General features: G+C 66.3%; 6 protein-coding genes, 1 tRNA gene and 5 pseudogenes. 3 read left to right on the top strand and 9 right to left on the bottom strand.

Annotated features, from left to right (window positions below):
• Positions 1-356: 356 nt before the first annotated feature.
• Together ACFQJD_RS06150 and ACFQJD_RS06145 are read left to right on the top strand one after the other, a co-directional pair.
• Positions 357-1520, top strand: a complete 1164-nt coding sequence (locus tag ACFQJD_RS06150; protein WP_379796876.1) for an NAD-binding protein — start codon at positions 357-359, stop codon at positions 1518-1520.
• Positions 1521-1647: 127 nt separating this feature from the next.
• Positions 1648-3279, top strand: a pseudogene (locus ACFQJD_RS06145) (potassium channel family protein).
• A 43-nt stretch (positions 3280-3322) separates the two neighbouring features.
• Here the strand turns inward: ACFQJD_RS06145 and ACFQJD_RS06140 are convergent.
• The 4 genes and pseudogenes from ACFQJD_RS06140 to ACFQJD_RS06125 all read right to left on the bottom strand — a co-directional run bounded on the left by ACFQJD_RS06140 (position 3323) and on the right by ACFQJD_RS06125 (position 6775).
• Positions 3323-5151 (bottom strand): annotated as a pseudogene (locus tag ACFQJD_RS06140) (cation:proton antiporter).
• Positions 5152-5485: 334 nt separating this feature from the next.
• Complete coding sequence (locus ACFQJD_RS06135; RefSeq protein ID WP_379796874.1) at positions 5486-5701, bottom strand: hypothetical protein; 216 nt, start codon at positions 5699-5701, stop codon at positions 5486-5488.
• Between the two features lie 193 nt (positions 5702-5894).
• Entirely contained in the window at positions 5895-6356 is a 462-nt protein-coding gene (locus ACFQJD_RS06130; RefSeq protein ID WP_379796872.1) for a pyridoxamine 5'-phosphate oxidase family protein, read from the bottom strand.
• Positions 6357-6704: 348 nt separating this feature from the next.
• Positions 6705-6775, bottom strand: a tRNA-Gly gene (locus ACFQJD_RS06125).
• A gap of 239 nt (positions 6776-7014) precedes the next feature.
• Between ACFQJD_RS06125 and ACFQJD_RS06120 the strand changes: the two genes are divergently transcribed.
• Positions 7015-7179, top strand: coding sequence for a hypothetical protein (locus ACFQJD_RS06120; protein ID WP_379796870.1), 165 nt, complete (start codon positions 7015-7017; stop codon positions 7177-7179).
• A 212-nt stretch (positions 7180-7391) separates the two neighbouring features.
• Here ACFQJD_RS06120 and ACFQJD_RS06115 read toward each other — a convergent pair.
• The 5 genes and pseudogenes from ACFQJD_RS06115 to ACFQJD_RS06095 form a co-directional block, all read right to left on the bottom strand.
• Positions 7392-8419 (bottom strand): annotated as a pseudogene (locus ACFQJD_RS06115) (NAD(P)/FAD-dependent oxidoreductase).
• A 57-nt stretch (positions 8420-8476) separates the two neighbouring features.
• A pseudogene (locus ACFQJD_RS06110) lies at positions 8477-9180 on the bottom strand (class I SAM-dependent methyltransferase).
• Positions 9181-9282: 102 nt separating this feature from the next.
• A pseudogene (locus ACFQJD_RS06105) lies at positions 9283-11371 on the bottom strand (type II secretion system F family protein).
• A 1-nt stretch (position 11372) separates the two neighbouring features.
• The gene (locus tag ACFQJD_RS06100; RefSeq protein ID WP_379796868.1) at positions 11373-12980 is read right to left on the bottom strand and encodes a type II/IV secretion system ATPase subunit; all 1608 of its coding nucleotides are present in this window, start codon (positions 12978-12980) and stop codon (positions 11373-11375) included.
• 90 nt (positions 12981-13070) lie between these two features.
• On the bottom strand, positions 13071-13571 hold the full coding sequence (locus ACFQJD_RS06095; protein ID WP_379796866.1) for a DUF7549 family protein: 501 nt from the start codon (positions 13569-13571) through the stop codon (positions 13071-13073).
• Positions 13572-13624 lie beyond the last annotated feature (53 nt).

Raw genomic sequence — 13624 nt, 5'->3', positions numbered from 1 at the left:
TGAGGACGACGGATTAATCGGGGAGTGGCAGCCGCATCTTCCGGCCGGAATCCGCTGGCGATTTCGTGGTCGTCGGTTCGGACGGCGCGTCGGGGTCGGTCTCCTCGTCATGGAGTGTGTCTCCCCGAGCGCGAGACGGACGGGACGCCCCGCCGACGTCCGAACGGTTGGAATCGTGCAACTAAAACTACCCGAGGGACGGTATAAACCTTTCCCGACGGCGCTCACCGCGGACGGCGACGAACTGCGACGACGGGACCGCGACCGGATCGCCCGGAGGGGATTTCGCGCCGTGGCGAACGACTCGATGGACTGTGCCTTTAAACAGTGCCTCGGCCTATCGTTCAGTACGTCACATGTCCCTGTACGCCCGGTGGAACCAGTACGGTGCTCGGCTCACTGTCGCGCTCACGCTGGCCGTCGCACTCCTGTCGGTGCTGACTGGTATCGCGAATATCGGCGCACAGAGCGTCGTCGGGCCGCTCGCCGCGTTCGTTCCCCCGTCCGTTCAACGGGTCGCCGGGTTCACTGGCGCGCTCACCGGCTTTCTGATGCTCACGAGTGCGATCGGCCTCCGACGGGGCCTCCGCCTCGCGTGGTATTCGACCGTCGTTTTGCTCCCGGTTACGGCGCTCCAGGGGCTGATGCAGTCCAGCCCGTTGTCGGTTCCGCTCATCGGCCTCTCGCTCATCGCCCTCCCGAACGCCGTGGCGAATCGCCGACGGTTCGACCGCGGACTCGATCTTTCGATATCCCAGTTGACCGCGCTGGCCGCGATCGTCGGTGCCCAAATCTACGGAACGGTCGGTACGTACGCGCTCCGCGACGACTTCACGACTGTCAGTACGCCCGTCGACGCGTTCTACTACACGCTGGTCACGGCGAGCACCGTCGGCTACGGGGACGCCGCGCCGACCTCGCAGGGGGCTCGTCTCTTCGGCATGTCGGTCGTCGTCCTCGGCACCGCGAGCTTCGCGCTCGCGCTCGGGACGTTACTCGGCCCGGCAATTGAAGCCCGTCTATCGCGTGCACTCGGACGAATGACCGACTCACAGCTCGAATTACTCGACAACCACGTCCTGATTCTGGGCTACGGTGACCTCACGGAGGCGATTCTCGAGGAGTTCACGCGCGACGTCGACGGCGAGACCGAGGTGTTGCTCATTACACCGGACAGCAAACAGGCCCAACGCCTCTCTGACCGCGATTTCGACGTGCTGATCGGTGATCCGAGCGACGAGGAGACCCTGTCTCGCGCTCACATCGGGGACGCGCGGGCGATTCTCGTCGCGACGAACAACGACGCCGAGGACGCGCTGTCGGTCCTGACGGCCCGCCATCTGAACGCCGACGTCTACGTCGTCGCCGCCGCGACGAACCGGGAAAACATCGGCAAGCTCGAACGGGCCGGTGCCGACACGGTCATCAGCCCGCAGAGCATCGCGGGACAGCTTCTCGTCCGAGCCGCGCTCGACCGCCGAGGAATGGACGACGCCGTGTCCCAGTTCACCGAGGATTGAGCGGACGGTCCCGCGCCGAGGCCGCTCCGGCGACGTCGGCGATCTCGAACGGCCCTGCGGGAGCGGCTCGGGCGTCACCACGGCGCTCCCATGATGGTTTAATGGGGCCGACCGAGTGACGTTCGCCATGGACAAGTGGCAGCGACGGACCATCATTTACTCGCTCGCGTTGACCGGCGTGATGCTCGTCTACGCCGTTCTCTATCACAACGGCATGCGGATCTTCGAGGGGAGTCCCTCTCGTTTCTCCACTCCCTCCAGGTCGTCGTCGAGACGTTCACGACGACCGGGTTCGGCTCGGACGCGCCGTGGACCAGCCCCGAGATGAACGCGTTGGTCATCCTCATGGACCTCACCGGGGTGGTTCTCATCTTCATGGCGCTCCCCGTCCTCGCGTTCCCCCTGCTCGAGGACATCCTCTCGACGACCGTCCCGGAAGCCGTCGAGAACGGCGTCGAGGATCACGTGGTCATCTGCACGTACACGTCGCGTGCCGAGGCGCTCATCGGCGAACTCGAGTCCTGGGACGTCGACTACGTCGTCGTCGAACCCGACCGCGAGCGGGCCACCGACCTCTACGAGGACGAGTACACGGTCATCCACGCGGACCCCGAATCAGTGGACGGACTCGAACAGGCGCAACTGGCCGCTGCTCGGGCGCTCGTCGCCGACGTCTCCGACCAGGTAGACGCGAGCATCGTTCTGACAGCCCAGGAGGTCGCCGAAGACGTGCCGATAATCAGCGTCGTCGAGGAGCCCGATCGAACGGCCTATCACCGGCTCGCAGGCGCCGACGAAGTGCTCTCCCCGCGGTCGCTCCTCGGTGAGAGCCTCGCGACGAAAGTGACGGCGTCTGTCACGACGGAGCTGGGCGAAGCGATCGAAATCGGGGCCGACTTCGAAATCGCGGAGCTTCCGATCCACCGGGGAGTCGGCTCGTCGGCACGACGCTGGCCGAGAGCGAGATTCGGGAACGGGCCGGCGTCAACGTCGTCGGTGCGTGGTTCCGCGGCGAATTCGAAACGCCGCCCAGTCCCGAGGCGACGCTCACGAACGGGACGGTGTTGCTCGTCACCGGTCGCGAGGACCAACTCGAACAGCTGAAGGAACTCACGCGCTCGGGAGTCCGGCGGTTCGACCGCGGCGAGACGATCGTCATCGGATACGGACAGGTCGGCCGGACGATCGCCGACGCGTTGGACGACGCCGGTCTCCCCGGACGGTAGTCGATCACACGGAGATGGACGGCGTCGACGTGGTCGGCGACGCGACCGACCCGGAGACGCTGCGAGAGGCGGGCATCACCGACGCCCGGTCGGTCATTCTCGCGCTCCCCGACGACACGACGACCGAGTTCGCGACTCTGGTGATACGGGACGCGAGCCCACAGACGGAGGTCATCGCCCGCGTCGAAGAGCCCCGGAGTATCCAGAAGATGTACCGTGCCGGTGCCGACTACGTCCTGTCGCTGGCCACGGTGAGCGGCCGGATGATCGCCTCGAAGATACTCGAAGACGAGGACGTGCTCTCGTTGGACCAGCAGATCGAGGTGGTTCGTACGCGTGCGCCGGCGCTGGTCGGCCGAACGATCGGAGACGCCCTCGTCAGATCGAAGACCGGCTGTACCGTCGTCGCCATCGAACGGAACGGAGACGTGCTCACGGAAGTCGGCCCGGACGTTCGCGTCGAAGCGGGCGACGAACTCGTCATCGCGGGGACCGACGACGGGATCCGCCGGTTCAACGAGTCGATGACCTGATCTCGATCCGGGACGCTCCGGCAGACGGGCCTCGGGGATCGAGCTACCTCGACTGGCAGTAGGAAATCGCGTCTCGGACGGCCTCCTTCCGGCCGATCAAGGTGACGTGATCGCCCGCCTCCAGCACGTCGTCGGCGTGTGGGATCCGGCTTTCGCCGCCTCGGCTGATGAGCGCGACGTAGCACTCGTCGGACAGCTCGTCGCCAAGTTCGGCGACAGTCTTGCCGACGGCCTCGCCCGCGGTCAACTCGATCTCCTGTACGTCGCCGATCCGGTCCATCTCCGTCATCCAGTGGGCGATCCCGGGCCGTTCGATGAAGTTGTCCATCGACCACGCGACGGACATGCCGGTCGGGACCGCCTCGATGTCGAGGTCTTCGAACGCGTCGACGTTGTCGGGCTGATTCACGCGGGCGATGACGGTCTCGACGTCGAACTGGCTCTTGGCGAGCTGGGCGATAAAGAGATTCACGTCGTCGTCGCCGGTCGCGGGAGCGATGACTTTCGCGTTCCCCGCGCCGGCGGCTTCGAGCACGTCGACGTCCGTGCCGTCGCCGTGCTTGACCGTGAAGCCGGCTTCGCGGGCCTCCTGGACCGCCTGGCTGTTGTTGTCGACGACGACGACTTCCTCACCTCGGTCTTCGAGGCGTTCGGCGAGCGCGCGCCCGACCCGTCCACCGCCGATCACGAGGATTCGCATGGGAATCACATTCAAGGCCTGTGCTATATGTCGTGCGAATCCGCCCTGAAAGACGACGGTCGCGAGGATGACGAGAAACACCGTTCCGACCAGCGTGGACGCCGCCTCCGGATTCGTAGCCCGGAGATCGAGCGCGAACAGCGTCGCCACGCTCGCGGGGATGATCCCCCGGGGGCCGATGGCTCCGATGAACAATCGCTCTCTGAAGGTGAACCGTTCACCGACGGTACACAGCAACACGAGGACGGGGCGGACGACGCCGGCGACCACGACGACCACGACCAACCCACCCACTCCGAGCGCGAGCAGGTCGCGGACCGACAGCAGCGCCGCCAGCGTGATGAAGACGAACGCCAGCACCAACAGCGTCACGTCGCCTTTGAATCGCTCGATCTCTTCCCGGTAGGGAATCTCCGCGTTCCCGAGGACGAACCCCGCGGTCGCGACCGCGGCGATGCCCGCCTCGGACGCGCCGAACTGGACCGCGATCAGTTCGGCCAGCGCGTACGAGACTAACGCCGCGATGAGCACGACGAGACGCGCGTTCTGGGGAGCGCTCTCCGCCGACAGGTCGACGTGTCGCAACACGTACCAGACGACGCCGGCGACGGTCACCCCCACACCGAGGCCGATGCCGAATCGCAGGGCGAACTCGGAGACGAGCGTGGCGAAACTGTGGTCCTCCAGCACCACGTATTCGAACGTGACGATCGCGAGAATCGCTGCCGTGACGTCGTTCACTACGCCCTCCGTCTCGAGCGTCGTCGCGACCCGTTCGCGGACGGCGACGACGTTCATGACCGGTGTGATAACCGTCGGCCCCGTCGCGACCAGTAGCGCGCCGACGAGAAACGCGAGCCCCCACGTCGTCTCGAGCGCATATCGGACGGCGAGCGCCGTCCCGATCAGCGACATCGCCGCGCCCAAGGTGACGAGTCTGATCGTTCCCGACGGCGCTTCGCGAAGGCGGTCGACGTGGAGGTGGAACGCGCCCTCGAAGACGATGATGGCCACGCTGAGCCCGACGATGGCCGGGAGGAGTCCCCGAACGCTGCCGGGTCTATGATCCCGAGTCCCTCGGGGCCGACCGCGACGCCCGCGAGAACGAGAAACAGGACGCTCGGAACGGACAACTTGTCCGCGAGGACCTGTGCGACGACGCCCAGCCCCATGATGGTCACGACCAAAACGATGGTCCCTGTCGCAGCGGTCACGAGATCTCGTCTGCTACATCACCGGTGAGGTACAATTCAGTTTCCCCTCCGAGGACCGCGGCGGTGATTCGATCGCGTCCGCCCGTCGTGGGCGGAACTTGCGTGCGTTCCGAGGCGACCAGTTCCCACGCTCTCCGGAGGTGAGCGTAGATACACAGCGCGCGTTCAGCGACGACCGCCTGACGAGGGGGACGACGAAGATCGGTCGTCGCTGACGACCGACGGATCGCCGGGCACGGGGCGTAAATCGGCTATCGGCGGGAAAGTTGGATACCGCGAGCGATCGTGTAGATCAGGACGCAGCGACCCCAGTAACCACGAACGCCCACCCGAGCATGTTCCCAATCCACCAGAAGAAACTCCTGGGTCTGTAGTATCCGATATTCGGAACTCCAGCGAAGCCGACGAGAGCAAGTGCGCCCCAGAAAAGAACGATAGCCGCGATTATCCCGCCTTCTCTGAGCATCTCTCGGAGATGTACCGAAGTGGGACCGGATTCAGTCGACACGAATCAACCACTGAGTTCTCCCGCGCATATAGTTTATGATGGCGAGGGCTCCGAGTGCTACTGCTATATTTGGCACTTGCCGAGCAGTTGATTCATCCTCTACGGGCTGCAACCTACGTGAATCGCCGTACAACGCCTCGTGCGTTCCCGTAGGGGTATCTGCGTGTCCCCCGAACGGTCCGTGAAGCCGGCTTCAGTTGGCATCAGCGACGACGGGCGCGAGCGCCGTCTCGACCTCGAAATCGGGGCCTTTTCTGCCGGAGATCTCCTCGACGACCAGTTCGTACTCCCGGAGCGTGTCGCCCCCGCGTTCCGGAAAGACGTGTTCGGAAGGGAACTGCTCGTTTTGCCCGACAGCGATCTCGGCTTCGGCACCGTCCTCCGGGAGTCGATTCAGCGTGCCGCGAACCAGCACGCTCGCGAACTCCCGCCGCGTGTTCGCCTCGTAGACGGTAAAACAGACGGTGTCCGTATCGTCGACGAACGCCCGCTTTTGGCTGTTCGAGGGCATGTCCAACAGGAAGTAGATTCTGCCGTTTCGGTAGCCGAACGACTCCGGCGTCCCGTAGGCGTCGCCGTCGGAACAGCTCGCGAGGACGCCCGTCTCCTGTCGTTCGAGAAACCCTCCGATCTCCGCGGACGTCATGCTGAGCATACGCCACCCACAAATCCGACCGATATAGATCACACCCCAACCGACTTGAAGGAAGCCTGTGACCACGCTCACTGTCCCGTCTCTGGTGTGCCGTCCCTCCGGACGACGTCGGCTGACGATCGTGACCCTGTCGTCAGATCTCGCTCCGTTCGACAGAAAGTGCGCCGGCCGGGAGTTCACCGAGCGAAGCGAGGTGAACGTCGGGCGGCGCACGACCGCAGGGAGTGCGCCGGCCGGGATTTGAACCAAAGCAAGACGGTCCGGGCGTGCGGCGCTTCGCGCCGTTCCGGGCTGCGACTTGCAGGGTTCAAAACCCTCTCGGCGATTTTCCTCACTCCGTTCGGAAAATGCGCCGGCCGGGATTTGAACCCGGGCCATGAGCTTGGAAGGCTCAGGTCCTACCACTAGACCACCGGCGCTCACGTCGTTCGCGTCCGGGCTCCGCCATCCGCAGGGCACCGGTTCGCACTCGAACATTCAAAAGCCCGCAATAAGACGGTTACGTTACTGGGCGCGACGTCGTCGCCGCGTACACGGCCGAGTCCGACCGGGAATCGCCCGATAGAGGGCCTCTACCCGGAAGACAGACGACCGACCGAGATAGGCGACTGCCTTATCACCGTCGGACACGAACTGGACGGTGACGACGTTCGAGCCAATGCATCAGCCAGTCGCCCCGTCCGGACCGACCCGGACCGACGATAGCCGCTGTAGAGCCCTCCCGCTGAACGACGTCGGACTCGTTCTGTACGACCCGACCGACGAGACGAACCAGTCGTGGCTGTCGAGTCGGGACCCGATATCGCTCCCGGAGTGGACCTGACGACGCGCGAGTCGCTCGAGCAGTGCGCTTTGCGCTTTCGTCCTACCGAAACGAAAGAGGGGTTGGGAAGGGGGCCTCGTGGGTCCGCCCGCCGACCGTCCATGTCAATGGCCGTGAGGGGTGGGGTGCCTCCCTGCGAGTCGGTCGGCGGACGCTCGGAGGTTCGTGAGCCCGCCCGATACGAGTGGGGCCTACGTACGTAGGGTGGCCGCTCAGTCGTCGCCGGTACCGAACGCCCGCGCAGCCTCGCGGACGGCGGGCGAGATGCCGGGGACGTCTCCTTCGGTGACGGGCCCGTCGGCGTCGATCTCGTCGAGGCTCCGGGGAACTCCCGGAGTTCCATGTGCGCGGCGAGGCCGGCTTTAGCGCCCTCGCCGATCGCGACGGGAATCTGGTTGTGGCCGGGCGTCACGTCGCCGACGGCGTAGACGCCGTCGACGTTCGTTCGGCCGTGGTCGTCGACGTCGATGGTGCCGCTGTCGGTCAGGTCACAGCCGAGGCCCTGCGCGAGGTCGGTGTTGTAGTCCGCGCCGTACATCGCGAAGCCGCCGGTGTACTCGCGGACGCTTCCGTCCTCGAATTCGAAGCTCTCCAGCCACCCGTCCTCGCGCTTGTTCATGCCCGTAAGCTCGTCGTCGACGACGTCGACGGGATGGGCCCGGAGCTGGCGGTCGGTGTCGTCGCTCCACGTCGGCTCGTCGCCCCGGAGGAGCAGGTCCACGTCGTCAGTGAAGTTGAGCATGATCATGGCGACGTGTGCGGCGCTCTCGCCGTGGCCCATCACGTAGACCGGTTCGTCGACGAACATGTAGGCGTCGCAGTGGAGACAGTAGTGGAGGCCACGCCCCGTCCGCGGGAGCGGCGGGTCGGGGCGTGCGTCGCTGAAGCCGGTGGCGAGGACTACCTGATCGGCGGTGTAACCGTCCTCGTTCGTTTCGACGCGGAAGCGGCCGTCTCCGTCGCGTTCGACGCCCGTGACGAAATCGCGGCGGTAGGTCGCGCCGTACTCCTGGATCTGCTCGCGGGCGGTCTGGAGATACTCGTTGCCCGAGACGTCCTCGGTGACGCCGATGACGTTGTGCGTCTCGAGCATCATCGCGGCCCGCCCGCCGCCGCGGTCGAGAACGACCGTGTCGTGCCCGAGTCGCGTCGTGTAGAGCGCGGCAGTGAGGCCCGCCGGTCCGCCGCCGACGACTGCTACCTCGAATCGCGTCGCGTCTTCGCGGTCTGTCTCGGTCATCGACGCTCACTTGTACTGCCGGGGGTTTAAACGCATAGCCACGATGCGTCCGCGGCGTCAATCCGGCCGGACGACGGCGAAACAGTTGCCGCTGGAGACGAACGACTCGCGGACGTCGAGGGCGCTCGATTCGAGGTCCGCCGCGAACTCCGCGGCGTCGTAAATGTGGTAGTATCGGGGGACCGTCTCGCCGCTCGGGAGCGTCCAGTCGACGGTGGTGTCGAACCCCTCCGTCGCGTCGAATCGCTCGTGGTCGACGCTCCACACGCTCACGAGCGCACGGCCCGCCGGTCCGAGGGCGCGCGCGAGTTCGTCCAGGCTCCGGACGCGCCGCTCGCGCGGCCGGAGGTGGTGGAGCGTCGCCACGTAGAGCGCCAGATCGAATCGCCCCCCGCGAACGGGGAGCGCCGACGCGTCGCCCTGCACGAACGCCGCGTCGAACCCCGGGCCGACGCTCGGGCGCGCGCCTCGTCGAGGAGTCCCCGACTCACGTCGACGCCGACCGCGCGCGTGGCCCGATCGGCGAGCAACTCCGTGTGACGCCCGTTACCACAGCCGACGTCGAGAGCGTCGTCCGCCGAGGCGCCGTCGAGAAACGTCTCTATCTCGGGCCACGGATACTCCCGCGTCTTGGAGAAATGCGACGCGATGCGGTCGTAGGTGGTCCGTGGATCCGAATCGGCCTCTGTCGTCGAGTCGGTCCGTGGGTCCGAATCGGCCTCTGTCGCCGAGTCGGTCCGTGGGTCCGAATCGTGGTCCATACGCGGCACAGGAGCGCCGCGAGTAAAGGCGGTGGGGGACGGAGGCCGCCGTCGGCGTCGACGGACTGGCGGACGTGGTGATCGGGTCAGTGAGCGGTCGACCTAAACGAGCATCGCGAACGCCACGTAGGTGATGGTGAGCAGGACCGTGGCGTGTTTGAGGCCGTCCTCGATGCCGCCCTCGGCGAGCTTCCCGGCGATGAGCCCCGAACACGCCGCCTGAATCGCGGAGACGTGGAAAAACAGGAGCTGGTAGGCCTCGGTGGGGACGTCCGCGCCGCCGAGCGAGAGACCGGGGATCCCGCTGACGGTGCCGGTCGTCGGGCTCGTCGCCTGACCGGCTGTGGCCACCGCGGGGATGAACGCCACCGTCAGCGCGGCGATGATGCCGAGAAAGACGAACACGGAGATGTAGATGACCAGCAGATAGGTGAGCATCTCCTGTCTGCGCGCCCGTCTGAGTCTGCGAGTGTCCTGTGCCTCGTCGGCCGCGATGCGCAGGACGGGCGCGATGTTACCGCTCGCGCGCATGGCGTTCGTGATGAGGACGACTGCCTGGGACACCATCCGGGCTCGGGCGCGGATCGCGAGGCGACGGAACGCCGTCTGCGTGTCGCCGCCCCACCGGACGTCGCGCCAGGTCCGCTTGACGTTCTCTTCGATCGCCCCGAGTTCGCTCCGGGAGACGCGTTCGAGGCTCTCGACGACGGTGAGGCCGGCCTCGTTGACGCTGGCCATCCGGTCGAGGAAGTCGGGCGTCGCCTCTTCGATGCGTCGCCGTCGGTATTTGTGCGTCTCGTATAAGAGCGCGTAGACGGCGAAGACGACGATTGCCGCCTCGAGGAACGGGTGGTCGAGCGTCTGCAGCGCGGACGGTCCGAGCGGGATCGGGATCGAGCGGGCGAGAATCCAGCCGAGTCCGAGCGGCAGCGTCAGGAGCAAGCTTACTTCCGGCCGGTGCAGGACCGACTCCAGGGGTTCGTCGAGCCACCGCCGAAGCCACTGCACGCGGTCGTACGCCGCCAGTCGGTCGCGGTTTCCGGCGTGCTCGGTAACGCCGCCGTCGGCCGTCGCCGCCGTCCGGTCGGTAGCCGCGGTCTCGGTCTGCGCGGCGGCGCTGGCTTCGAGTTCCTCCCGTTCGAGGGTACCGACCGCCTGCTCTTTCTGTGTCAGGCTGTCGACGTAGACGCCGAACGCGAGGCTCCCGAGCGGGATGCCGAGATACCCCACGACGCGGGTGAGCGTCAGCGTGTTCTCGATGACGAGGCCGATGACGACGAGCACCGTGATCAGAAACAGCGGGCCGGCCACCAGCGCCGTGACGTAAATTTCGGCGAACGTCGAGACGAGCTCCAGATACTGCTGTTGCTGGGCCTCCGCCTCCTCGCGGTAGCGCTCGTACTGCGCGTTCAGAAACGACGAGAGGTTACGCCCGCTGCCGAGGACGCTCGCGAGGTTCTCCGAGAACTCCTCGAGGCCGTCGCTCGGCGTCCGCCGGGCCATCCGCCTGAGCGCGGTCAGGACGTCCGTCGAGAAGGTGTCCATGTCCCGGACGGTGACGCCGACTTCCCGCGCGGCCTCGCCGTAGATGTCTTCGTTGCGTGCGAGCGCCTCCAGCACCTTCGGGAACGGCATGCCGCTCCGCGAGAGCGCGTACGTGAACGCGATCGTCCGGGGGAGCGACGCCTCGATCTTGCTCGCGCGCGCCGACGCCAGCTGATTGAGGTAGGTCCACCGGCCCCAGTACGTCCCGAACGCGAGGAGGCTCCCGATGGTCGCGCTGGCGAACAGCAGGATGACGAACAGGCCGACGGGAGTCACCCGAGAGAGGTTCGCGAGGGGGAGAGAAACCGGAGCGCCGGCGGGAGCGTCGCGCGGAGAGCGGGTTCGCTGACGGCGAAGAGTTCGAGGAGCCACGCGGCGGCGTAGACGCCGACGACGCTCCCGACGACGCCGGCGAGCCCGCTCAGCAACAGCGTCCGCGAGGCGTAGATCCGGTGGGTCTCCCCGACGTGTGCCGCCCGGAGGCGGGACACCTGCCGCGACTTCCGGGGGCTCTCCGAGGAGACGTAGTCGCCGAAGAGGGGAGTGCGACCCATGAGAGCAACAGATCGACCCGGCGACTGACTGGCACTGACGCGACGAGCACGACGAGCAGCAAGGCCGCCGCGAGCGGGAGGAGATAGAGCATCTCAGTCCCCGTCGAGCTCGGCTTCGACGCGGTCCATCACGCGGTCGGGGTGGGAGTAGTACTCGTTGACCAGGGCGGTGAACTGCCGGTAGTCGGTGACGCTTCGGTCGAGGAGAAACCGGAGAAACCGCCGCCGATCCCGGAGTTCTTCGAGCAGTTGGGTCCGCGTCCAGCCGCGTTCGTCCTGGATCTCGTCGAGGAGATTGCTGTCGTGTCGCTGGAAGGCGTCCTGTTCGGCCTGCCACGTGAAGGCGTTCGAGTAGTCGAGTTCGCCGGTTCGCTGGTCGATCCCGCCGATCTCGCCGATGGCGCGGGACCGACGGACGCGCTGGCCCTCGATGCGGATCAGCGCCTGCACGCAGAGCAAATCGAGCGACTGGACCATCGCCCGGGGGACGTTGATGGGTTCGTTCTCCAGGCGATTGATGACCGTCTCGATGCTGTCGGCGTGCATCGTCGAGAAGGTGGTGTGGCCGGTGTTCATCGCCTGAAAGAGGGTCATCGCCTCCTCCCCGCGCACCTCGCCGACGATGATGAACTCGGGGCGGTGGCGGAGCGCCGACCGGAGGAGGTCGTACATGTCGATGTCGGCCCCCTCGTGGAGCCGTTCCCGCGTGACGCTCGACAGCCAGTTGTCGTGGTAGAGGGCGAGTTCGCGGGTGTCCTCGATGGAGAGCACCTTCGCCCGCGGCGGGATGAACATCGAGACGGCGTTCATCGAGGTGGTCTTTCCGGACGCCGTCCCGCCGGCGAAGATGAGGCTCTTGTTGTTCTCGATGCAGAGCCACAGGTAGGCCATCTGTTCGACGCTGAACGTCCCGAACTCGATGAGGTCGATGGGCGTGTACGGTTCCTCGGCGTACTTCCGGATGGTGAACGCCGACCCGCGCGGGGTCACCTCCTCGCCGAGGGCGAGTTCGACCCGCGACCCGTCGGGCAGGGTCGTCCCGAGGACGGGTTCGCCGACGCTGATGTGGCGTCCCGAACGCTGTGCGAGTCGGATGACGTAGTCGTCGAGTTCCGGCTGCTCGTAGGTCACGTTCGTCTCGACGTCGGTATACCGGTCGTGATAGACGAAGATGGGCAGGTCGTAGCCGTCACAGGAGATGTCCTCGATGTGTGGGTCGTGCATCAGCGGGTCGATGCGGTCGTACCCGCGGAAATCTCGCAGGAGGTAGTAGCGAAGCGTGTAGAAGGTGTTCATGTCCACCTCGACGCCGTACTGTTCGAGGAGGGCTTTCAGCTCCTCGGTGACGATTGCCTCCTCGGAGTCACCCTGGTCGTCTCGGTAGAGGAGCGGATCGCGGATGTCGTTGCGAACCCGGTCCAGGAGCGTCGCCTCGAACCCCTCGACGTCGGGTTCGACGGCGTAGTAGCGGTGCTTGCTCTCCTCGTCGTCGTACGTCAGGACGACGTACGCGAAGGGCGCGTTCACCCAGTACCGTTCCACGATCTCCTCGTCCGACGGCACCGAAAACGTCGCGAGCGTCCCGTCATCCGCCGGTCGAAACGGCCGGACGTCGATGGCCGATCCGCGAAGCGTCTCGTACGTGCGGACGAGCTGTCGCCTGACGCTGTCGACGTCCAGCCCGACTCGGTGCCCGGACATGATCCCCGTTCGACGCGAGGTACGATTCGGGCGGACTTAAATCCGGGTATGGCGGCCGGTGAGCGCTCGACCGACGCGGATCGCCCGCGATCACGTCCGCTCGACGGTCAACAGGAGGACGCCGAAGCCGAGAAACAGGAGGACGCCGATCGGGAGGGGGTAGCCGGGGAGGCCGCGAGTGGTGACGAGATACGTCGCCGCGCCGAAGGCGACGCCCGCGAGGAGATGGCAGGCACCGAGTGCTCGCACCGGATCGACCGGGGAAGCTTCCACGCGCGCTTCGTCGACGTAGTAGAGCAGCGAGATGGCGACGGCGACGGCGAGGAGCATCGCGCCGACGACCCAGACGGAGTAGCCGACGTACGCGGAGGTGCCCGACTGGAGCGCCCGCGCCGAGAACAAATCGTGAATCGTGAGGCCGCCGACGGGCGAGAGGCCGACGACGTAGCGCACCTCGAAAAACGGGAACCAGACCGAGAGGACGCCGCCGACAACGTCTGGGGAGTAGGTCGCGTTCCACGGCACCAAGACGGCCAGCCAGGTCACTAACACCGCGAGTTCGCCGGCGTACTCCGAACGGACCCACACCATAGTCTCTGTCGCGCGCGCCAGCGAATAAAATCCACCGACCCGTCGGGTCATTG

The sequence above is a fragment of the Haloplanus sp. GCM10025708 genome (assembly GCF_042663985.1).
GTDB lineage: Archaea > Halobacteriota > Halobacteria > Halobacteriales > Haloferacaceae > Salinirarus > Salinirarus marinus.
The sequence above is the reverse complement of the archived record's forward strand: the minus strand, read 5'-3'. Positions and strand labels throughout refer to the sequence as shown.

Bases quoted from the DNA above. Each gene is read 5' to 3' on its own strand.
- ACFQJD_RS06095 (WP_379796866.1), bottom strand. From the start codon at position 13,571: ATGGTGTGGGTCCGTTCGGAGTACGCCGGCGAACTCGCGGTGTTAGTG.
- ACFQJD_RS06150 (WP_379796876.1), top strand. From the start codon at position 357: ATGTCCCTGTACGCCCGGTGGAACCAGTACGGTGCTCGGCTCACTGTC.
- ACFQJD_RS06120 (WP_379796870.1), top strand. From the start codon at position 7,015: ATGCATCAGCCAGTCGCCCCGTCCGGACCGACCCGGACCGACGATAGC.
- ACFQJD_RS06100 (WP_379796868.1), bottom strand. From the start codon at position 12,980: ATGTCCGGGCACCGAGTCGGGCTGGACGTCGACAGCGTCAGGCGACAG.
- ACFQJD_RS06130 (WP_379796872.1), bottom strand. From the start codon at position 6,356: ATGCTCAGCATGACGTCCGCGGAGATCGGAGGGTTTCTCGAACGACAG.